20 protein-coding genes are annotated in these 21,814 nt (G+C 45.3%); 16 read left to right on the plus strand and 4 right to left on the minus strand.

The features are described from left to right. Positions 1-59: 59 nt before the first annotated feature. On the minus strand, positions 60-824 hold the full coding sequence (locus R7041_RS02380; RefSeq protein ID WP_005378247.1) for a hypothetical protein: 765 nt from the start codon (positions 822-824) through the stop codon (positions 60-62). Between the two features lie 313 nt (positions 825-1,137). Between R7041_RS02380 and cysB the strand changes: the two genes are divergently transcribed. Further along, positions 1,138-2,112, plus strand: coding sequence for an HTH-type transcriptional regulator CysB (cysB, locus tag R7041_RS02385; protein WP_005378244.1), 975 nt, complete (start codon positions 1,138-1,140; stop codon positions 2,110-2,112). Between the two features lie 53 nt (positions 2,113-2,165). Further along, positions 2,166-3,362 (plus strand): methyltransferase, encoded by a 1,197-nt coding sequence (locus R7041_RS02390; protein ID WP_206949115.1) that lies wholly within the window; start codon positions 2,166-2,168, stop codon positions 3,360-3,362. Between the two features lie 93 nt (positions 3,363-3,455). Here R7041_RS02390 and ald read toward each other — a convergent pair whose 3' ends face one another. Next, positions 3,456-4,580, minus strand: coding sequence for an alanine dehydrogenase (gene ald / locus R7041_RS02395; RefSeq protein ID WP_005378241.1), 1,125 nt, complete (start codon positions 4,578-4,580; stop codon positions 3,456-3,458). Positions 4,581-4,736: 156 nt separating this feature from the next. On the opposite strand from ald, the gene lrp reads away from it, so the two are divergent. The 6 genes from lrp to R7041_RS02425 all read left to right on the plus strand — a co-directional run bounded on the left by lrp (position 4,737) and on the right by R7041_RS02425 (position 12,337). Next, on the plus strand, positions 4,737-5,231 hold the full coding sequence (lrp, locus tag R7041_RS02400) for a leucine-responsive transcriptional regulator Lrp (protein ID WP_005378234.1): 495 nt from the start codon (positions 4,737-4,739) through the stop codon (positions 5,229-5,231). 152 nt (positions 5,232-5,383) lie between these two features. Next, the gene (locus R7041_RS02405) at positions 5,384-8,431 is read left to right on the plus strand and encodes a DNA translocase FtsK 4TM domain-containing protein (RefSeq protein WP_064368025.1); all 3,048 of its coding nucleotides are present in this window, start codon (positions 5,384-5,386) and stop codon (positions 8,429-8,431) included. Positions 8,432-8,492: 61 nt separating this feature from the next. Beyond that, positions 8,493-9,119, plus strand: coding sequence for an outer membrane lipoprotein chaperone LolA (gene lolA, locus R7041_RS02410; RefSeq protein WP_005388103.1), 627 nt, complete (start codon positions 8,493-8,495; stop codon positions 9,117-9,119). Beyond that, positions 9,120-10,475: a replication-associated recombination protein A gene (locus tag R7041_RS02415; RefSeq protein WP_318114511.1), complete on the plus strand. Its 1,356-nt coding sequence runs from the start codon at positions 9,120-9,122 to the stop codon at positions 10,473-10,475. Positions 10,476-10,566: 91 nt separating this feature from the next. Further along, the gene (gene serS, locus R7041_RS02420) at positions 10,567-11,874 is read left to right on the plus strand and encodes a serine--tRNA ligase (protein ID WP_005437179.1); all 1,308 of its coding nucleotides are present in this window, start codon (positions 10,567-10,569) and stop codon (positions 11,872-11,874) included. Positions 11,875-12,070: 196 nt separating this feature from the next. Further along, positions 12,071-12,337: a DksA/TraR family C4-type zinc finger protein gene (locus tag R7041_RS02425; protein ID WP_033905078.1), complete on the plus strand. Its 267-nt coding sequence runs from the start codon at positions 12,071-12,073 to the stop codon at positions 12,335-12,337. A gap of 69 nt (positions 12,338-12,406) precedes the next feature. On the opposite strand, the gene bioA is transcribed toward R7041_RS02425, so the two are convergent. Continuing rightward, entirely contained in the window at positions 12,407-13,687 is a 1,281-nt protein-coding gene (gene bioA / locus R7041_RS02430; RefSeq protein WP_064368027.1) for an adenosylmethionine--8-amino-7-oxononanoate transaminase, read from the minus strand. 130 nt (positions 13,688-13,817) lie between these two features. Here bioA and bioB point away from each other — a divergent pair, with 130 nt between their 5' ends. Genes bioB through bioD form a run of 4 tightly spaced genes read left to right on the plus strand, consistent with a single transcriptional unit; the run spans position 13,818 to position 17,512 of the window. Beyond that, positions 13,818-14,870, plus strand: a complete 1,053-nt coding sequence (gene bioB / locus R7041_RS02435) for a biotin synthase BioB (RefSeq protein ID WP_025766889.1) — start codon at positions 13,818-13,820, stop codon at positions 14,868-14,870. Then, positions 14,857-16,008, plus strand: coding sequence for an 8-amino-7-oxononanoate synthase (bioF, locus tag R7041_RS02440; RefSeq protein ID WP_025766888.1), 1,152 nt, complete (start codon positions 14,857-14,859; stop codon positions 16,006-16,008). Before bioB ends, bioF begins: the two co-directional genes overlap by 14 nt. Next, a complete protein-coding gene (bioC, locus tag R7041_RS02445; protein ID WP_005388087.1) occupies positions 16,008-16,829 on the plus strand; it encodes a malonyl-ACP O-methyltransferase BioC in 822 nt (273 codons plus the stop codon). The genes bioF and bioC overlap by 1 nt, the downstream gene beginning before the upstream one ends. Continuing rightward, complete coding sequence (bioD, locus tag R7041_RS02450; protein ID WP_025766887.1) at positions 16,826-17,512, plus strand: dethiobiotin synthase; 687 nt, start codon at positions 16,826-16,828, stop codon at positions 17,510-17,512. Before bioC ends, bioD begins: the two co-directional genes overlap by 4 nt. 81 nt (positions 17,513-17,593) lie before the next feature. Here bioD and R7041_RS02455 read toward each other — a convergent pair whose 3' ends face one another. Continuing rightward, a complete protein-coding gene (locus tag R7041_RS02455; protein WP_005378215.1) occupies positions 17,594-17,761 on the minus strand; it encodes a hypothetical protein in 168 nt (55 codons plus the stop codon). A gap of 509 nt (positions 17,762-18,270) precedes the next feature. On the opposite strand from R7041_RS02455, the gene htpX reads away from it, so the two are divergent. From htpX to R7041_RS02475, 4 genes are all read left to right on the plus strand, one after another. Beyond that, positions 18,271-19,140, plus strand: coding sequence for a protease HtpX (htpX, locus tag R7041_RS02460; protein WP_005388085.1), 870 nt, complete (start codon positions 18,271-18,273; stop codon positions 19,138-19,140). A gap of 208 nt (positions 19,141-19,348) precedes the next feature. Then, positions 19,349-19,768, plus strand: a complete 420-nt coding sequence (locus R7041_RS02465; RefSeq protein ID WP_005378211.1) for a nuclear transport factor 2 family protein — start codon at positions 19,349-19,351, stop codon at positions 19,766-19,768. Next, positions 19,765-20,490 (plus strand): SDR family oxidoreductase, encoded by a 726-nt coding sequence (locus tag R7041_RS02470; protein WP_017634393.1) that lies wholly within the window; start codon positions 19,765-19,767, stop codon positions 20,488-20,490. Before R7041_RS02465 ends, R7041_RS02470 begins: the two co-directional genes overlap by 4 nt. A 12-nt stretch (positions 20,491-20,502) precedes the next feature. Next, positions 20,503-21,813 (plus strand): NAD(P)/FAD-dependent oxidoreductase, encoded by a 1,311-nt coding sequence (locus R7041_RS02475; RefSeq protein ID WP_053303217.1) that lies wholly within the window; start codon positions 20,503-20,505, stop codon positions 21,811-21,813. Position 21,814: the final 1 nt, after the last annotated feature.

The raw sequence follows: 21,814 nt of genomic DNA on the forward strand, positions 1-21,814 counted from the left end.
GTTGTCTTGCGGATAGAAAAAAGGCTGCAATTGCAGCCTTTCTTGACCTGAAGTGAATGTTACCACTTTTTCTTCTCGCCGAAGAGTGCTTCCATGTCATTGTCACGCTCTTTGTCAGCAATCTGCTGCATTTCAGCATCGCTTTTATCTTGGCGCTTTTTATCTAAGTCACCCAACATCTCTTCAAGCTTTTGTTTCGCTTGAATAGAATAAGGATCGCTCTTAGTGCTCAAAGCATCGATACCTTTACGCAGCAGTTGAAGCGCGGTGCCTGGTTGGCCACGAGCGATAGAGTCGTTTGCTCTTTTGATGACATTTTCAATGTTGATGCGAATTTGCATCGTTTCCAAGCGCGCATTTTCAGTGACGTAAGTCTGGGTATCCAATCGGCCTTTGTTGTGCTCGTTACGGATAGTGTCGCGAAGTCGTTTGACCAGCTTAAGCATGACGATAGCTTGTTTATCACTACTCGGCATCTTGAAAGTGGTACTCTCGCCAGTAGGACCATTCTCTTTTAGCTGCGTAATCTGCTGCTTCATATTTTCGATACGTTGAGCAAGTTGCTTGTTCTTCGGATCCAGCTCATGCATGCTCTCTAGCGCGTCAAGAATACGATTGTTTAGACACAGCAACAGCTCTTTACTAAAAGGGATATGGTGCGCATGACCAATCAACTCTTCAGTACCATCTATCAAGGCTACATATCGTGCTGATTCCTGCCTTTTTGCGGTTTCAACTTTAACCTTATATTGCAACATAATGTTATAGCCTAGGATTAACACCAGTAGGATGGCTACCAAAGCGATTATTAAACCAATATTCATATCTTTGCGTCTGCTTTACTTTTCTGCGGCTAGCGTTAAAGAATACATGAATCTTATCTTACTCGGCACCTTATTTGTTTGATTATTTTGTCTCTCCCACGTTTTAGTTACTGATAGAAGTCACATCATAGAACTTCGGTCATTTATTGGCTCAACTTTGTGCATATTGTTTCTTGCTTGAAGATTATTAGTATGTGATTGAGGTATAAGTTAGAAATTGCTGTTCATTTCGATTTGAACGCGTTATAACTAATTATTATATCGCTCGCTTGAGTGGCCAATAAACTCTCTCATGAATAAGTAAGGGATTACGATGAAACTGCAGCAGCTGAAGTATATTGTTGAGGTTGTAAACCATAATCTGAATGTATCTGCAACGGCGGAAAGCTTATATACCTCTCAGCCAGGTATCAGTAAACAGGTTCGGTTGCTGGAAGATGAGTTAGGCATTCAGATTTTTGAACGTAGCGGTAAGCACTTAACGCAAGTGACGCCAGCTGGAGAAGAAATTGTACGTATCTCTCAAGAAATTCTCGCTCGTGTAGAAAGTATCAAAGCGGTGGCTGGAGAGCACACCCATCCAGAAATGGGGACGCTGAATATCACCACGACACATACGCAGGCTCGTTATGCACTGCCAGATGTCATCAAAGGTTTTACTTCTCGTTATCCAAAAGTGTCGTTACACATGCACCAAGGTACACCATCACAAATGTCTGAGGCGATAGCTAAAGGCACTGCGAATTTTGCGATTGCGACAGAAGCTCTTCACTTATATCAAGATGCCATCATGCTGCCTTGTTATCACTGGAATCGTTCAATAGTTGTGCCTAAAGACCACCCACTAGCGAAGAAAGACAAAGTAACGATCAGTGATCTTGCCGCTTACCCATTAGTCACTTACGTGTTCGGTTTTACTGGTCGTTCAGAGCTGGATACAGCATTCAACCGCGAAGGTTTAACCCCGCGAGTGGTGTTCACGGCAACTGATGCAGACGTCATTAAAACTTACGTTCGTATGGGTATTGGTGTGGGTGTGATTGCAAGCATGGCTGTGGATGAAGAGCAGGACGGTGACTTGATTGCAATAGATGCGAGCCATTTGTTTGGCGCGAGCACCACGAGCATCGGCTTCCGCCGTGGTACATTCTTACGCTCTTACATGTTCGATTTTATGGAGCGTTTTGCACCGCACTTAACGCGTCCAGTGGTTGAGCAGGCGATTTCGTTGAAGTCTAATGCAGAAATCGAAGAGATGTTTAAAGACATCGATCTTCCGGTCAGATAACACTTCATTGATGTTTCGATTCCCTCTACAATGCGCTCGTTGTAGGGGGAGCTATGAAAACGCAATTTCAGTTTATTAATGACTGCTTAATCGAAAACCAATCTTTGTGGCGATTCGAGCCTTTTAAAAGCAGTATTCACACATCATTACCTTGGCAGGAGCAACATCCTCGACTGTGCCAATGGCTAGCGTCTCTTACTCCCTCTCAAATCGAAGAATACAAAGCAGCACCAGAACTCGCGTTAAAAGCACTTAGTCCGTTTTTGCCTGAGCTTGAACAACTCGCAGAACTGACTCATTTAGAGCTTTTGTCGTTAAACGGCTTGGAACTCGCTCGTGGTTTAGATAACGGTATTCCGGGACGTAAGTTGGAGCAAATTAGCTCGATGGGTGAAGCTGCAATTCAACAACACTGTGGCGAAGAATGGCTAGAATGGTGCTCAGGTAAAGGTTACTTGGGGCGAATCCTGACAACACAAACCGATCAGCCTGTAACCAGCTTTGAATACCAACAAGCACTGTGCGATTCGGGGCAACAAGCAGCCAATGAACATCATTGGAAGATGACGTTTATTCAAGGCGACGCGTTTGATAGTAAAGCGAAAGCCGTGTTTAAGCCAACGCAACACGCAGTAGCACTGCATGCATGCGGTGACCTTCACGTTCGTCTAATGCAGTACGGCAGTGAAAATGGGATTGCTGCGATGACCATATCACCTTGTTGTTACCACTTGATTCAGTCGGAACAATACCAGCCGATGTCGGAATCGGGCAGGGCTTCTTCTCTCTCATTGTCTAAGCAAGAACTGCGTATCCCATTACAACAAACGGTGACAGGAGGAGAGCGCGTGCGTCGTCATCGTCAGCAGGAAATGATGTTTCGTCTTGGGTTTGATTTGATCACGCGACAAACTTTGGGAATGGCAGAGTATCAGCCTGTGCCGAGTATCCGTAAGTCGCAATTAAGTGATGGTTTTGAATCTTTATGTCGCTGGGCAGCGGAGCAAAAAGGCATTGTTCTTCCTCAAGAAATCGATTTCTCTCATTTTGAAAAGTTAAGCGAACAACGCTTCTGGCAAATGGAGAGAATGAGCTTAGTGCAACTTGTTTTTCAACGTCCGTTGGAGGTCTGGCTCGCATTAGACAAAGTGCTTTATCTTGAAGAACGTGGTTACCGTGTTAGATTGTCAGAGTTTTGCCCTAAATCGGTCACGCCTAGAAATATTTTAATTTGTGCATATAAGATTTAGTTATTCTTTATAGCCAAACGCTCTATATGAAAAAGCCCACTTATGAGTGGGCTTTTGTAAACAAAACGTGACAAGTTATGTTTTATTTTGTCATTAATTAAACATAGCGATAGCTTGAGTTGGTTCAACGTATTCCAAGTCAAAGCTTTCTGCTACTTCTTTACACGTTACTTTTCCGTGAATAACGTTTAGACCTTCAAGGAAGCCTTTATCTTCTAGAAGTGCTTCGCGGTAGCCTTTATTTGCTAACTTCACGATGTATGGAAGTGTAGCGTTGTTGAGTGCAAATGTTGAAGTGCGAGCAACTGCGCCAGGCATATTTGCTACACAGTAGTGAACCACTTCATCAACGATGTAAGTTGGATCTGCGTGAGTTGTCGCGTGCGAAGTTTCGAAACAACCGCCTTGGTCAATTGCCACGTCAACCACTGCCGCACCAGGCTTCATCTTAGCAATGTGCTCTTTAGTGACCAGTTTAGGTGCTGCTGCGCCAGGAATTAGAACGGCACCGATAACAAGGTCCGCTTCTAGAACATGCTTCTCGATAGCGTCTTCAGTAGAATAAACCACTTTTGCGCGACCTTGGAATTCTTCGTCAAGCTTACGAAGTGTGTCTACGTTACGGTCTAGAATGGTGACGTCAGCGCGAAGGCCAACCGCCATACGAGCAGCGTTTGCACCAACAACGCCACCACCAACGATAACGACTTTTGCAGGTTCAACACCAGGTACGCCGCCTAGGAGCAGACCACGACCGCCGTGCGATTTTTCCAACGTTTGCGCGCCAGCTTGGATAGACATCCGACCTGCCACTTCTGACATTGGTGCTAACAGTGGCAAACGACCCATATTATCTGTTACAGTCTCATAGGCTATACAGACAGCTTTGCTCTTGATTAGCTCATCAGTTTGTGGAAAATCTGGTGCTAGGTGTAAATAAGTAAATAAAATTTGCCCTTCGCGGAGCATCGCTCTCTCTACTGCTTGGGGTTCTTTTACTTTTACAATCATGTCTGCTTGCGCAAATACGTCAGCAGCATGAGGGAGAATGGATGCGCCGACAGCGATGTAATCATCGTCTGAAAAACCAATGCCGGCACCTGCATTGGTCTCAACTAAAACTTGGTGACCATGTGAGATGAGTTCTCTCACGCTAGCTGGGATCATACCAACACGATATTCGTGATTCTTGATTTCCTTAGGTACGCCAATGATCATCCTGTATCCTCTTTCTATAATGGTTGTATTAACTGTTAGTAGGGTGTTATTGTCGAATTAATAACTAGTATAGTTATAGATTTGTAAAATTTGGCACCAAATATTAAAAAGTTGTAGTATATTTTTTTGCAAGGAAGTAATAAGGTGGAATAAAAAATGGCAGACAACTATAAAAAGCCGTCCAAGGAACTAGACCGTATCGACCGCAACATTCTTAATGAGCTGCAGAAAGACGGTCGTATTTCAAACGTTGAGCTTTCAAAACGTGTGGGACTTTCTCCAACGCCATGTTTGGAGCGTGTGCGTCGCTTAGAGCGTCAGGGTTATATCACAGGGTATACTGCATTATTGAATCCGCAGTTCCTGGATGCATCACTATTAGTATTCGTTGAGATTACGCTAAACCGTGGTGCGCCGGATGTGTTTGAGCAGTTTAACTCAGCTGTTCAAAAGCTAGACGACATACAAGAGTGTCATCTTGTTTCAGGTGACTTTGACTATCTTCTTAAAACCCGTGTATCAGATATGGGTGCTTACCGCCGACTATTGGGCGATACGTTACTACGTCTACCTGGCGTAAATGACACTCGCACATACGTTGTTATGGAAGAAGTGAAACAATCTAACCAGCTTGTGATCAAAACTCGTTAATTTCTTGCAAAGAAAGCGGTATATGCTTCCGCTTTCGCCAGAGAGTAATTGGGTTTTTCTCCTTGATATGGTTAAATCAATTTACCGAGCGGCTTGATGCCGCTCGGAATGTTTTGCAATTTCCTATTTCATTTCCATATTCAAGTTGATTTATGTTCAAAGAGAACGCAAAGAAAGTCGAAACCATTATCAAAACCAGTGAAGAGCCCCAGTCTTCACGCTTAAATGGCTTCCAACGCTTAAAAGAGTGCTGCTTTATCGTTGGCGTTCTTAGCTCGGTATTGCTTGCGGTTGCACTATTTACCTTCAGTCCGGCCGATCCTTCTTGGTCCCAAACCGCATGGGGAGGGGATATCGATAATGCTGGTGGCCTTTTCGGCGCTTGGCTAGCCGATACTCTATTCTTCACATTTGGCTCTCTCGCTTACCCAATCCCTTTCTTGCTAGCGGCGGCTGCATGGGTGATTTGCCGTAAACGAGGAGAAGATGAGCCAATTGATTTCATGCTATGGGGTACAAGGCTGCTCGGTCTTGTCGTCCTTATTATGACCAGTTGCGGTCTTGCCGATATTAATTTTGATGACATTTGGTATTTTTCATCCGGAGGTGTGGTCGGGGATGTGTTGTCTAGCCTCGCTTTACCTACATTGAATGTACTCGGTACCACATTGGTACTGCTGTTCTTGTGGGGAGCGGGCTTTACGCTCTTCACTGGCATCTCATGGCTTAACATCGTGGAATGGCTTGGTGATCGTGCATTAGCACTAATTGCCGCGCTTGCAAATAAGGCAAGAGGTTCAGAGCAGGAAGTTTTAGAACCTCAGCTTGATGAGTTTGTAGAAGATAAAGTCTCTACGCCTAAACATAATGTAGACCATGAAATTGATGATGAGCCGCTTCCTCATTTAACGGCATACGACGTCGATGAACCGAAAGAATCGGCGCCAACGCATGAGTATCCTATTTATATGCCGCAAGCTAAACCTGATAAGCCTGCGGAACAGGCGATGGTAGAACCGACGCCACCACAACGCAAGGCTACGGTTAATGCTGCGCCAGTTTATGCTGAACCTGAGCCTCAAACACAACCTATCCATACGGTTAACACTGATAACGTTGATCCGCTCTTGGAACGCACCAAGCAACTGAATGTTACGATAGAAGAGCTTGAAGCAGCGGCGCAACAAGCAGATGACTGGGGAACTGAAGAACAGGCAGCCCCATCATTTGCAGACACTTACTCTTCCTATGTAGAGCCACATACAGCTACAGAAGAACCGATCAGTGTTGAACCAGATTATGCGGAGTACGAACAATTTGAAGCAGAGCAAGTACAGCAGCCAAGTATTGAGCATCCTGTACATGAAGAGCCTGCAATTGATTCTGCTGTATTAGATAGCATCACGGCTCAAACAGAGTCGAGCCAACATATTGAGCCTACGATCTCTGACTTTGATGTGTTAGATGATGAAGACGAAGTGGAGTCTCAGCCTGCACAGCAAGTACAGCCAACAACGCCTCATCAGCAAGCAGCAACACCTTCAACAACATTTGAACCTGCACCTCAAAAAGTGGAAGTAGAAGAGGTCCAAGACAACGACCAAGACGTTACCGCATTCCAAGATATGGTTTCCAATGCGCAAGCCAAAGTCGCTGCAACACAGAACCCATTTTTGGTACAGAAAGAAGAAAACTTGCCAGTTCCGGAAGAGCCACTCCCAACGCTCGAGTTGCTTTATCATCCAGAAAAACGTGAAAACTTTATCGACCGTGATGCGCTAGAGCAGGTCGCTCGATTGGTAGAGAGCAAACTCGCTGACTACAAAATCAAAGCCGATGTGGTTGGTATTTATCCTGGTCCAGTGATCACTCGTTTTGAGCTTGATTTGGCGCCGGGGGTGAAAGTAAGTCGTATTTCTGGTCTTTCAACTGACTTAGCGCGTGCATTGTCTGCGATGGCGGTACGTGTTGTGGAAGTAATCCCTGGCAAGCCTTACATCGGTTTGGAACTGCCAAACATGAGTCGTCAGACGGTCTATTTATCTGATGTCATCAGTAGCCCTCAGTTTGAGCAAGCAACGTCACCAACAACGGTTGTGTTAGGTCAAGACATTGCGGGCGAAGCTGTGGTGGCAGATCTTGCGAAGATGCCACACGTGCTAGTAGCAGGTACAACAGGTTCTGGTAAGTCGGTAGGTGTGAACGTGATGATTTTGAGCATGCTGTATAAAGCAGGCCCAGAAGATGTACGCTTCATCATGATTGACCCGAAAATGCTAGAGCTTTCTATTTATGAAGGTATCCCTCATCTTCTTTCTGAAGTTGTGACTGATATGAAAGACGCATCAAATGCTCTACGTTGGTGTGTGGGCGAGATGGAACGTCGTTACAAATTGATGTCGGCATTAGGTGTACGTAATGTGAAGGGCTTCAACGAAAAATTGAAGATGGCAGCAGAAGCGGGCCACCCAATCCATGACCCGTTCTGGCAAGAAGGCGACAGTATGGATACTGAACCGCCATTGCTAGAAAAGCTGCCTTACATCGTCGTTGTTGTTGACGAATTTGCTGACCTAATGATGGTGGTAGGTAAGAAAGTTGAAGAACTGATTGCTCGCTTGGCGCAAAAAGCGCGTGCGGCAGGTATTCACTTAATTCTTGCGACTCAGCGTCCATCGGTTGATGTTATTACCGGTCTAATTAAAGCGAACATTCCGACTCGTGTTGCGTTTACGGTATCGACTAAAACGGACTCTCGTACAATCCTAGATCAAGGCGGCGCAGAATCACTACTTGGTATGGGTGATATGTTGTATCTACCGCCGGGGTCAAGTCATACAACTCGTGTTCACGGTGCATTTGCATCAGATGATGATGTTCATGCTGTTGTAAACAACTGGAAAGCGCGTGGTAAACCGAACTACATTGAAGAGATCATCAGTGGAGATCAAACTCCAGAAAGTCTATTGCCAGGTGAGCAAATGGAAGCGGATGAAGATGTAGACCCGCTCTTCGATCAAGTTGTTGAGCACGTGGTTCAATCACGTCGAGGTTCGGTTTCCGGTGTTCAGCGCCGATTTAAGATAGGTTACAACCGTGCCGCCCGTATTGTAGAGCAGCTTGAAGCGCAGGGCATCGTAAGTGCTCCGGGTCATAACGGTAACCGCGAAGTACTGGCACCCGCGCCACCAAAAGATTAATGAACTTGTGTTACTCACCTCAGTCCAACTGAGGTGAGTGGTTCTAATAATAGGTATCTGAATGAAAAAACTATTTTCAGCGAAACTTTTCTCTGCGCTTGTTTTAAGCTTTTCCCTCTTCTCTACTGCGCACGCAGCGTCTCCTAAAGATGAATTAAACAAACGCCTTTCTATGAATGATGGCTTTAGTGCGGATTTCTCTCAGCAGGTTATCAGCCCTGAAGGCGAAACGGTGATGGAAGGAGAAGGTACGGTTGAAATTGCCCGCCCAAGCCTGTTCCGTTGGAGTACAACATTCCCTGATGAGAACCTATTGGTCTCTGACGGTAAGACATTGTGGTACTACAGCCCATTCATCGAGCAAGTGAGCATCTACTGGCAAGAGCAAGCAACAGAGCAAACGCCATTTGTTTTGCTAACGCGTAACCGAGCAAGTGATTGGAATAACTACAAAATATCTCAAAAAGGTGACCAGTTCACTCTCATTCCTACTGCAGTAGACTCCACACAAGGTCAATTCCAGATTAATATTGATGCCAAAGGTGTGGTGAAAGGCTTCAATGTGGTTGAGCAAGACGGCCAAAAAGGTTTGTTCACCTTTAACAACGTGAAGCTGGGTAAACCAAAAGCAGACAGATTCACATTCACAATTCCAAAAGGTGTGGAAGTGGATGACCAAAGGAATTAATTGGTAGTGAGTAATTACACATTAGATTTCTCGGGGGACGAAGATTTTCGTCCCCTTGCTGCTCGTATGAGACCGGAAACGATCGAACAATACATCGGACAGCAGCACATTTTAGGCCCCGGTAAGCCACTGCGCCGTGCGCTAGAGGCGGGTCACATTCACTCTATGATCCTTTGGGGACCACCAGGCACAGGCAAAACGACATTAGCGGAAGTGGCTGCAAACTATGCCAATGCTGAAGTAGAGCGTGTGTCTGCGGTAACGTCTGGTGTGAAAGAAATCCGTGCTGCAATCGAGAAAGCACGTGAGAACAAAATGGCGGGCCGCCGCACCATCTTATTTGTGGATGAGGTGCATCGCTTCAACAAATCTCAACAAGACGCGTTTTTACCGCATATCGAAGATGGCACGGTTACCTTTATTGGTGCGACGACAGAAAACCCATCGTTTGAGTTAAACAACGCATTGCTGTCACGTGCACGTGTCTACAAGCTGACGTCTCTTGATAGAGATGAAATCTCATTGGCGCTGAACCAAGCGATCAGCGATAAAGAACGTGGCTTGGGCAATACACCTGCACACTTCGCTGATAACGTATTAGACCGCCTAGCAGAACTGGTAAACGGTGATGCTCGCATGTCTCTCAATTACCTTGAGCTGCTCTACGACATGGCAGAAGACAATGCGCAAGGTGAAAAAGAGATCACGCTTAAGTTGCTGGCTGAAGTGGCAGGGGAGAAAGTCTCTCGCTTCGATAACAAAGGTGATATCTGGTACGACTTAATCTCTGCGGTCCACAAATCCATTCGTGGTTCTAACCCAGATGCGGCGCTTTACTGGGCTGCACGTATGATTGCAGCGGGATGTGATCCTCTTTATATTGCCCGTCGATTACTTGCGATCGCTTCTGAAGATGTAGGTAATGCTGACCCTCGCGCAATGCAAGTGGCACTGTCTGCTTGGGATTGCTTTACCCGAGTTGGTCCAGCAGAAAGTGAACGTGCGATTGCACAGGCGATCGTGTACTTAGCGTGTGCGCCGAAAAGTAATGCTGTTTACGTGGCATGGAAACAAGCGCTCACAGACGCTCATAACTTACCTGAATATGAAGTGCCGCATCACCTTCGAAATGCACCAACCAGTTTGATGAAAGACATGGGTTACGGTGCAGAGTATCGTTATGCTCACGATGAGCCTGGCGCTTACGCTGCGGGTGAGCAATATTTGCCACCTGAAATGGGCGATCGTAGGTACTATCAGCCGACAAATCGTGGTCTAGAGACCAAAATCGGCGAAAAGTTAGATTACTTGGCTACTTTAGACGCAAATAGCCCACAAAAGCGCTATGAAAAGTAGGCGTTTTTGGATACATTTGTTCAGTAAATTTTTTTAACGCGTACGCTTGGAAAGTGCGCGTGATTTCACAACAAAAAGCATAGGATTAACAATGCTGGATTCTAAATTACTTCGTACAGAGCTGGATGAAACAGCTGCTAAACTGGCGCGTCGTGGCTTTAAGCTAGACGTAGATACTATTCGTAAACTTGAAGAACAACGTAAGTCCATTCAAGTAGAAGTAGAAAATTTACAATCCACGCGTAACTCCATCTCCAAGCAAATCGGCCAAAAAATGGCGGCTGGCGACAAAGAAGGCGCAGAAGAGATCAAGAAACAAATCGGTACTCTAGGTAGCGATCTTGATGCGAAGAAAGTTGAACTTGAGCAAGTAATGGCTCAACTAGACGAATTCACGCTTTCTGTACCAAACATCCCAGCAGATGAAGTGCCAGATGGCAAAGATGAAAACGACAACGTTGAAATCTCTCGTTGGGGTGAGCCAAAGTCTTACGACTTCGAACTGAAAGATCACGTTGACCTAGGCGAAATGGGTGACGGTCTAGACTTCGCAAGTGCTGTTAAGATCACTGGCGCACGTTTCATCGTGATGAAAGGCCAATTCGCTCGCCTACACCGTGCAATCGCTCAGTTCATGCTAGATCTTCACACTGAAGAGCACGGCTACACGGAAATGTATGTACCTTACCTAGTAAACTCTGACAGCCTATTCGGTACTGGTCAGCTTCCTAAGTTTGGTAAAGATCTTTTCCACACTGAGCCGCTAGTAGAAAAAGTAAACGACGAAGAGCCACGTAAACTGTCTCTAATCCCTACTGCAGAAGTGCCTGTAACGAACCTAGTTCGTGACACGATTTCTGACGAAGCGGATCTACCAATAAAGATGACAGCTCACACGCCATGTTTCCGTTCAGAAGCGGGTTCTTACGGTCGTGACACTCGTGGTCTGATTCGTATGCACCAGTTCGACAAAGTTGAGCTAGTACAAATCACTAAGCCAGAAGATTCAATGAACGCACTAGAAGAGCTAACAGGTCACGCTGAGAAAGTTCTACAACTTCTTGAGCTTCCTTACCGTAAAGTGGTTCTATGTACAGGTGACATGGGCTTCGGCGCTCGTAAGACTTACGACCTAGAAGTTTGGGTTCCTGCTCAAGAAACTTACCGTGAAATCTCTTCATGTTCTAACATGTGGGACTTCCAAGCTCGTCGTATGCAAGCGCGTTTCCGTCGTAAAGGCGAGAAGAAACCTGAGCTTGTACACACGCTAAACGGTTCTGGTCTAGCTGTAGGTCGTACAATGGTTGCTATCCTAGAAAACAACCAAGAAGCAGACGGCCGCATTGCAATCCCTACAGTACTTCAGAAGTACATGGCGGGCGCAACGCACATCGGTTAATTCATTAACCACTAGAACACCAAAACCCAGCCTTAGTGCTGGGTTTTTTGTTATCTGCGTCGAGTGAAAATTGATTATTACTAGGCTGCAATAGTGTTTTCGAATTTACCCTAATTATCTTGTTATTTGTAATCGATATAATCGTCCACCTTACCACGGTAAGTAGATTTTCTCATTCAAGTAACGAGGAGGGCTTATGGCCGTAGGGTGGGCAAATGACGATAGCGTCAGCCAACAAATTCAAAACACAATAGACGACGAGATTTCCCGTGTTCGTGGCAGTATCACAAAGGGTGAGAGCACCCATTACTGCGATGAGTGTGGTGATGAGATCCCAGAAGCGCGTCGTCTTGCAATGAAAGGCGTTCGTTTGTGTATCGAATGTCAGTCAACAATCGAATTGGTATCTCAACGCCAAGCATTGTTCAATCGACGAGCGAGTAAAGACAGTCAACTTCGATAGCTTTACTGCTCTAATAAATAACGAGACGGTTTGAGTCTCATACTCAAACCGTTTTCGTATTGAATGGAACTATGAAGCGAAGCAGTCTTTACGTTGCAACGCTGCATCAATCGCGTTAACTAGCTTCTCAATATCTTCTGGCTTGCTGATGAACGGCGGCATCATATAAATCAGTTTGTCAAATGGACGAATCCACACTCCGTGTTCAACAAACAAGGCTTGGATGGTTTCCATATTCACAGGGCGAAGCGTCTCCACTACGCCAATAGCACCCAACCAACGGGTGTTTTTCACCAAGTCGTATTCTTCAAGTTTTGGTAGTAACTCAGAAAACAGCGTTTCAATTTGTTGGGTTTGTTGCTTCCAATCACCTTGCTCGATCAATTCCAAACTTGCAGTAGCTACGGCACAAGCGAGTGGATTCCCCATAAAGGTTGGACCGTGCATAAAACAACCAGCATCACCACCACAAACAGTGTCTGCTACGTGTTTGCTCGCGAGGGTCGCAGAGAGGGTCATGTAGCCGCCAGTAAGTGCTTTCCCGACACACAGAATGTCTGGTTGAATATCCGCATGTTCGCAGGCAAACAATTTACCTGTGCGTCCAAAACCGGTAGCGATCTCATCTGCAATCAATAACAGACCGTATTTGTCGCAAAGTCTACGCACGCCTTTGAGAAATTCTGGATGGTAGATGCGCATGCCACCTGCGCCTTGAACGATAGGCTCAAGGATCACCGCAGCAAGTTCTTGGTGGAGCGTTTCAATCTTGTGCTCGAAGTCGGTAAGGTCCTCTGGCTTCCATTCATCCCAATAACCACAAGTTGGTGACTCCGCAAAGATATGTTCAGGCAAAAAGCCTTTGTAAAGAGAGTGCATTGAGTTGTCAGGATCGGTAACCGACATCGCCGCAAACGTATCGCCGTGATAACCGTGTCGCAAAGTAAGAAACTTCGGTCGGCGTTCGCCTTTTGCATGCCAATATTGCAGTGCCATTTTTAAGCTGACTTCTACGGCAACGGAGCCTGAATCGGCAAGGAATACATGTTCAAGATTACTTGGTGCTAGGGACAGTAGCTTCTTACACAAACTGATTGCTGGCTGGTGGGTAATCCCGCCAAACATCACGTGAGAGACCTGATCGATTTGCTGGTGAGCGGCTTGATTTAAATGCGGATGGTTGTAGCCGTGGATCGTCGACCACCAAGAAGACATGCCATCGACAAGCTCAGTACCGTCTTCCAATTTAATGTGAACACCACTTGCTGATGCCACTGGGTAGCAGGTCAGAGGTGTCAATGTCGAAGTGTAAGGATGCCAGATATGCTGGCGGTCGAAGGCGAGATCCATGTGCGATTCCAATAACAATTAAGATTAAAAAACAAACAAATGTAAACTTTGTTCTTTTGTGTTGTGTTGACAGTTTATCGAGACTCAGTAGACTGTCAACACAACAACAAAAGTGACTAAAGGAATACACGTGGAAGTTCGTCATAACTGGACGCATGCTGAAGTGCGCGATCTCATGGAAAAACCATTCATGGATCTCCTATTCGAAGCGCAGCTTGTACATCGTCAATATCAACAAACCAACCATGTTCAAGTAAGCACGCTTCTGTCGATTAAGACAGGTGCTTGTCCAGAAGATTGTAAGTACTGTCCTCAGAGTGCTCGTTACACCACAGACATCGAGAAAGAGCGTCTGATGGAAGTAGAACGCGTACTCGATGCTGCGCAAAAAGCCAAAAATGCTGGTTCTACTCGATTCTGTATGGGCGCAGCATGGAAAAACCCGAAAGAGCGTGACATGCCACATTTGACCGACATGATCAAAGGCGTGAAAGGCATGGGTTTAGAAACGTGTATGACATTAGGCATGTTGACACCAGATCAAGCAAAACAACTGGCAACCGCAGGTTTGGATTACTACAACCACAACCTAGATACGTCTCCTGAATTTTATGGCAACATCATTACCACACGTACTTATCAAGACCGTTTAGATACGCTTTCTCACGTTCGTGATGCCGGCATGAAGATTTGTTCTGGTGGCATCATCGGTATGGGTGAGAGTGCCAATGACCGAGCAGGTTTGTTGGTTGAATTGGCTAACTTACCGGTACACCCTGAAAGCGTTCCAATCAACATGCTCGTGAAGGTAAAGGGCACACCGTTGGAAGAAGTGGATGATGTTGAGCCATTTGATTTCATTCGCCTGATTGCGATTGCACGAATCATGATGCCTCAATCAGCCGTTCGTTTATCCGCTGGCCGTGAAAACATGAACGAACAAATGCAAGCGCTGTGTTTTATGGCGGGTGCAAACTCCATCTTCTACGGCTGCAAACTTCTGACCACGCCAAACCCTTCAGAAGACAAAGACATGATGCTGTTCAATAAGCTCGGCATTAACAGCCAAGAGGTGTCTCAAAAGCCTGATGAAATCGAAGAAAATGAGTTACTCGATCGCGTCGTAGAGCGTGTTGCTGCTCGTCCAACAAAAGACGACCTTTTCTACGATGCCAGCGTTTAAATCTCGTATCGAGTCCGCCCTTGCTGAGCGTAAAACGCAAGGGTTGAATCGTTCTATGAATGTGGTGTTTGCCGGTAACCAGTCCGTTTTGGAACACGAAGGTAGACGCTACATTAATTTCTCAAGTAATGATTATTTGGGATTGGCCAATGACCAAGCGCTTGTTCGTGCTTGGCAGCAAGGTTTGAGTGTATACGGCAGTGGTAGTGGGGCATCACCGATGGTGACTGGCTTTAGTGCCGCGCACAGCAATTTAGAAGCCGCACTGACCGAATGGCTGGGTTACGACAGAGCAATTTTGTTTGGTTCTGGGTTCAGTGCTAATCAAGCCTTGTTGTTCACCTTGTTAGAAAAGTCAGACGTATTGATCCAAGACCGTTTGAACCATGCCTCACTGATGGAAGCGGGGACGTTGTCACCAGCTAAGATGAAGCGTTTCAAGCACAATGACATCGAGCACCTGAAATCGCTGATTAATAGCGAAGACAACCATCTGGTTGTGACTGAAGGGGTGTTCAGCATGGACGGTGATTGTGCGCCGCTCAGCGATATAGCTGAAGTCACTCGCAGTCATGATGCTTGGCTTGCTGTCGATGACGCTCATGGTATTGGCGTTCTTGGTCAATCCGGTGGTGGCTCTTGCGAGCATGCCGCGGTTAAGCCTGAGTTATTGGTCGTTACCTTCGGTAAAGCGTTTGGTACGTCTGGCGCAGCTATTTTATGTGACCACGCAACGGGGGACTTTTTAACTCAGTTTGCTCGTCACCATGTGTATTCCACGGCGATACCGCCAGCACAAGCGTATGCGTTGACTCATGCAGTCTCGATGGTTCAAGAGCAGTCTTGGCGACGTGAAAAGCTCTCTGAGCTTAGTGAAGTGTATCGAGATAGCCTTAGCGGCCTTGAGGGGTTTGTTGAGACTCAAACTTCGATTAAGCCCTTTTTGATTGGTGAATCTGAATTGGCTTTGCGAGTAGCAGGTGCTTGTCGCCAAAACGGTATTTGGGTGACTGCTATTCGCCCTCCGACGGTGCCTAAAGGAACGTCTCGTCTTCGAATAACACTCACTGCCAATCACACTAATGAACAAGTTAAAACGCTTTCAATCGCATTGAAGCAAGCATTAGGAGCGCTGTAATGGATAATGCAACTACCGCATTAGCGCAAACGCTCGCGTTAGAGAGTTTCCATCAAGATAAAGACGCGATTGCCTCTTCGTTTGGTAAAGCAGCAGAAACATACGATAAACATGCGGCTTTTCAACGTGATGTCGGGCATCAGCTGCTTGATAAACTTCCTGAAAACTTGACGGGAAAACGTGTATTGGATTTAGGTTGTGGCACGGGTTATTTCTCCCAACTACTTCAACAACGCGGTGCGGAAGTAGTCTGCGGCGATATCTCTCAAGCCATGTTAGATAAAGCAGAGCAGCGTTGTGGTGCAGTACGAATGCATTACCAAGTTGCTGATGCTGAAAACTTACCATTTGACGATGATAGCTTCGATTACGTGTTTTCAAGTTTAGCGCTGCAATGGTGTACAGATTTAAGTTACCCACTAAAAGAAGTGCGCCGCGTGCTAAAAAATGGTGGGAAAGCGTGGTTCTCTACACTGGTTGATGGATCACTGTATGAGCTGCGTGCATCATGGGAAAAAATTGATGCATATCAACACGTCAATAACTTTCTAACGCTCAATCAGGTAAAAATTGCGTTAGCGCAATCTCGATGTGACAGCCATCAACTAGACTTGACCACCATCACAGTTTGGTACGACTCTGCATTTTCAGTTATGCGTGACCTCAAAGGTATAGGTGCAAATCACGTAAGCGGGCGCTCACACGGTTTAACTAGTCGCGAGACTTTGTTAAAAGTTGAGCATGCGTACCAAGCGTTTAAAAACGATCAAGGTCTTCTACCTGCAAGTTATCAGGTTTGTTTTGGAGTAATACATCTATGATTGATGCTTTTTTTATTGCTGGTACGGATACTGATGTTGGAAAGACGGTAGCGTCTAAAGCCATTTTGCAAGCGATCGCCGCAAAAGGACTAAACACTATTGGTTATAAGCCAGTGGCAGCAGGGAGTGACAAGACTGAAGCCGGATGGCGTAACTCTGATGCTTTACACTTACAAGACGCCGCAACACTCGATGTGGACTATGATGATGTGAACCCATACGCTTTAGAGTTGCCTGCTTCTCCCCACATTGCAGCGAAGCATGAACATGTCGAAATAAGTTACGATGTTCTGAGTCAAAAACTGGCTCAACATAAGCAGCAAGCCGATGTTGTTCTCGTTGAAGGTGCTGGAGGCTGGCGTGTGCCAGTATCCGATACGGACTGTTTATCTACATGGGTAAAAGAAGAGCAGTTACCTGTTGTACTGGTGGTTGGCATTAAATTAGGCTGTTTGAGCCACGCTTTACTCACAGCAGAGAGTATTAAAGCGGATGGTTTGAATCTTGTTGGCTGGGTGGCAAACCGCGTCAACCCAGGCACAGAGCACTACGCTGACATTATCGAGATGCTAGAAGCACGTATCGATGCACCTAAGCTTGGGGAAATTCCATATATTCCAAGTGCTAAACGTAAAGAGCTAGGCAAGTACATTAATGTAGAGCCGTTGCTAAACACTGACTAATGGTGTTTAGGGTAAAAGACTAAAAAACCAAAGGGCTGCGCAATGCAGCCCTTTCTTGTTGGTGTAACCTAAAAAGTCAGATTACTTATCTTGGCTGAGCCCCATCAATGCTTGTTGTGTTTCTGCAACACGCTGAGACATATGATGATCGGTTGAAATACCAAGTTGTTGCTTTGCCTCGTCCTCTGAGATGCCTAGGTGACAACGCAGTAAATCAATAGCCATTTGATAGTCGTTAGTTTCTACCATGGTTTTTCCCTCAATACATGGAGTTTTTGAGCTCACCCAATGCACTTTTTGCAATGTACTTAGAGTGGCTCTGTTTTGTTCATCTCATTCGAATTTAGCATGTCCATGTAGCCGCACAATAAGACCAAAGTCTATAGCAGAGCTAACGTACTGTTTTTGGTCTATTAAAAAATTTCTAGCTAAGTTGCTAAGAGGTGATAGATTTAACACCAAGATCATCTATCAATAGATGATGGGTAGCTCAGAGCTTATTTTATCATTTTGATAAATGTATATGAACGGAGGTTCCGGCTCCTACCAAAGCATGTTTTGAAATCGCTTGAATTAAATATTTCAGTCCCGAAAACAAATGTTGCAATTTATTGCTTAACCTTGTTTTTATCGCGGATAGACTATATCTATAACGCACGGAACATGAAAATCAACGGAATTGGCTTTTATAGCGATTACCATTTGTTCCTTATAACAATCCGTTTTAAAAAAACGATAAGCTTCCTCGGAGAAAAGTAATGAAGCGAATTATGTTATTCCTAGCAACTAACCTAGCTGTCGTGCTAGTGCTTAGTGTTGTTCTGAATATTGTTTACGCTGTAACTGGAATGCAACCAGGCAGTCTGTCAGGTTTACTTGTAATGGCTGCTGTATTTGGTTTTGGTGGCGCATTTATTTCGTTGATGATGTCAAAGGGTATGGCGCTACGCTCGGTTGGTGGTATGGTCATTGAAAGCCCGCGCAACGAAACGGAGCATTGGTTAGTCGAAACTGTGGGTCGTCAAGCTCAACAAGTGGGTATTGGTATGCCAACGGTGGCTATTTATGATTCACCAGATATCAATGCATTTGCGACAGGTGCAAAACGAGATGACTCTCTTGTCGCCGTTTCTACTGGTCTTTTACACAATATGACTCGTGATGAGGCAGAGGCAGTACTTGCACACGAAGTGAGCCATATTGCAAATGGTGATATGGTCACGATGACGTTGATGCAAGGTGTCGTGAACACGTTTGTTATCTTCCTATCACGCTTTATTGCCAATATCGTGGCATCGAACGATGATGAAGAAGGCCAAGGTACAAATATGATGGTTTACTTTGGCGTATCCATGGTGCTTGAACTGGTATTTGGTTTCCTAGCTAGCTTCTTGACTATGTGGTACAGCCGTCATCGCGAATTCCACGCGGACGCAGGTGCTGCGCGCCTCGTTGGCAAAGAAAAAATGATTGCGGCTCTAGAGCGTTTGAAGGTGAGTCATGAATCTCAACTGGATGGCACCATGATGGCGTTTGGTATCAATGGCAAGCAGTCGCTGACTGAGCTATTAATGAGCCACCCTCCGCTAGATAAACGTATTGCAGCGTTGCGAGGCCAGCAATACTAATTGTTCCTACTTAAATAATTGTTAATCTGCTGAAAAGGCTTGGTTTTGACCAAGCCTTTTTTTCGCCGATTGATCGCGTGCGAACTTCATCACGTACTACTTACAGAAATAAAGTTATACAAAATTATTTTTGTACAACTTTGGTGGAATGAACTATCTTGTACATATAATAATTTTGTACAACTTAATGGGCGTGTAGGAGTAAAAAATGGACATACAGTCTGTTGGCAATATCTATCAAAAGCTCAACAAAGCGAACTTACATCTGCTTAAGGATATATATCACCAAGATGTAGTATTTGAGGACGCAGCGCATCGTTTAGAAGGATGGCCAGCACTTTCGGATTATTTCACCTCATTATATGCCAACGTCATCAGTTGTGATTTTGTAATCCATGAGCATCAACAAGTCGGAGATACAGGCTTCCTAACTTGGACAATGGACCTTCAGCATCCCAAACTTCAGAAGGGTGCGCCTATTCTCGTCAATGGTGTTTCGCACCTCAAATTTAGCGAAGGTCAGGTCATTTATCACCGAGACTATTTTGATCTCGGAGAGATGCTCTATGAGCATTTACCGTTACTTGGTTCAGTCGTTAAAACCATCAAGCAGAGGTTAGGACAATGAACAACACCATCTTAATCACAGGCGCCACCTCCGGAATAGGAAGGCAGCTTGCCCTAGATTACGCGACCTCAGAATGGAATGTGATTGCTTGTGGTCGGAATCAAGATGTTCTTGCAGAACTGGAGGCAGTTTCTGCCAAAATTCATACATTGCAGTTTGATGTGACAAATTATGAGGAAACTCAGCAGGCGCTCTCTAATTTGCCCTTTACGCCAAACACATGGGTTTTTAACGCAGGCGATTGTGAGTACATGGATGAGGGAGTGGTCGACGCGAAACTCATGGCGCGTGTGATGAACGTAAATGTTGTCGGTGTTGCCAACTGCGTTGAAGGCTGCCAAGTACATTTAGAGAGAGGGCACCGCATTGTTATTGTTGGCTCTATCGCATCAGAAGTGGCACTGCCTCGTGCAGAAGCTTACGGCGCATCCAAAGCGGCAGTCAGTTATTTTGCACGCACGCTCGCCGTCGACTTGAAAAAGAAAGGGATCAAAGTGGTAACGGTGTTTCCTGGTTTTGTTGAAACGCCGTTGACTGACAAAAACGACTTCGAAATGCCAATGATCATTTCTACTCAGCAAGCGTCGGACTCTATCAGGAAGCAGTTAGCCGCCAACAAGACCTATATCTATTTCCCAGCGAGATTTACCAGTATTTTACGTTTTATCTCGTTACTTCCATACAGTTGGCAAGCTCGCCTAACTGCTAAACTCGTATCATAAGAAGGAATAAAAATGAAAACAGCAGGAAGAAAGAAGATAGCGATTGTGGGAACGGGAATCTCTGGCCTTACTTGTGGTTATTACTTGCATAAAGAACATGATGTAACGCTTTTTGAAGCGAACGATTACATCGGTGGCCATACTGCAACCGTTGATGTGAGCCTTGATGGTAGAGAATACGCGATAGACACTGGGTTCATCGTCTATAACGATCGTACGTACCCTAATTTCATTAAAATGATGAGCGAGATTGGCGTTGAAGGTCTGCCGACTCAAATGAGCTTCAGTGTCAGAAACGATGGGAACGGACTAGAGTACAACGGCCACACAGTGTCGACATTGTTTGCTCAAAAACGTAACTGGGCAAACCCTAAATTTTATCGATTTATCTTCGAGATACTTCGTTTCAATAAACTTGCCAAGCGCTTCGCTAGCGAGCAATCTTCGCACTCTCAGACGTTAGGTGAGTTCCTTGACGAACACAAATTCAGTGCTTTTTTTACCGATAACTACATATTACCGATGGGTGCTGCGATTTGGTCGTCGACTTTAGCTGACATGCGCGCATTCCCTCTTATGTTCTTCTTACGTTTCTTCCTCAACCACGGTCTGCTAGATGTGACTAACCGACCACAATGGTATGTGATTAAAGGTGGTTCACGTTCATACATTCCACCATTGACCAAAGGCTTTGCCGAGAATATTCGTCTTAATAGTCCTGTCGAAAAAGTGGTTCGCAACGAAAAAGGGGTTGGCGTTCAAGTTCGCGGAGAAACGCATTGGTTTGATGACGTTATCTTTGCTTGTCACAGTGATCAAGCAATGAGAATGCTAGAGGATATCAGCCCAATTGAGCAGGAAATCTTGGGGGATATGACATACCAAGCAAATGAAGTTGTTCTTCATACCGACTCTGCCGTACTACCAAAACGTAAGGCAGCATGGGCATCATGGAACTACCTATTGGAAGGCAGTGAAGAGCAACAGCAACGCCTCCCTTCGCTCACTTATAACATGAACATTCTTCAGCATATTCAATCAGAACACACGTTTTGTGTAACGTTGAATAGTACTGAGCAAATTAACTCAAATAAAGTCTTGCGTTCGTTCACTTATCATCATCCAGTATTCACCACTGAGTCTATTGCAGCGCAGCAGCGCAAAAATGAGATACAGGGTAAACAAAGTACCTGGTTCTGCGGCGCTTATTGGTACAACGGTTTTCATGAAGATGGCGTGCGTAGCGCGCTTGATGTTGTGAAAGAACTAGAAGAAAAGTACCGCGAACAAAATGTGGTTCCTTTCGAAAAAGGCGCAGCGTGAT

Source organism: Vibrio sp. 1751 (genome assembly GCF_033339895.1).
Classification (GTDB): Bacteria; Pseudomonadota; Gammaproteobacteria; order Enterobacterales; family Vibrionaceae; genus Vibrio; species Vibrio alginolyticus.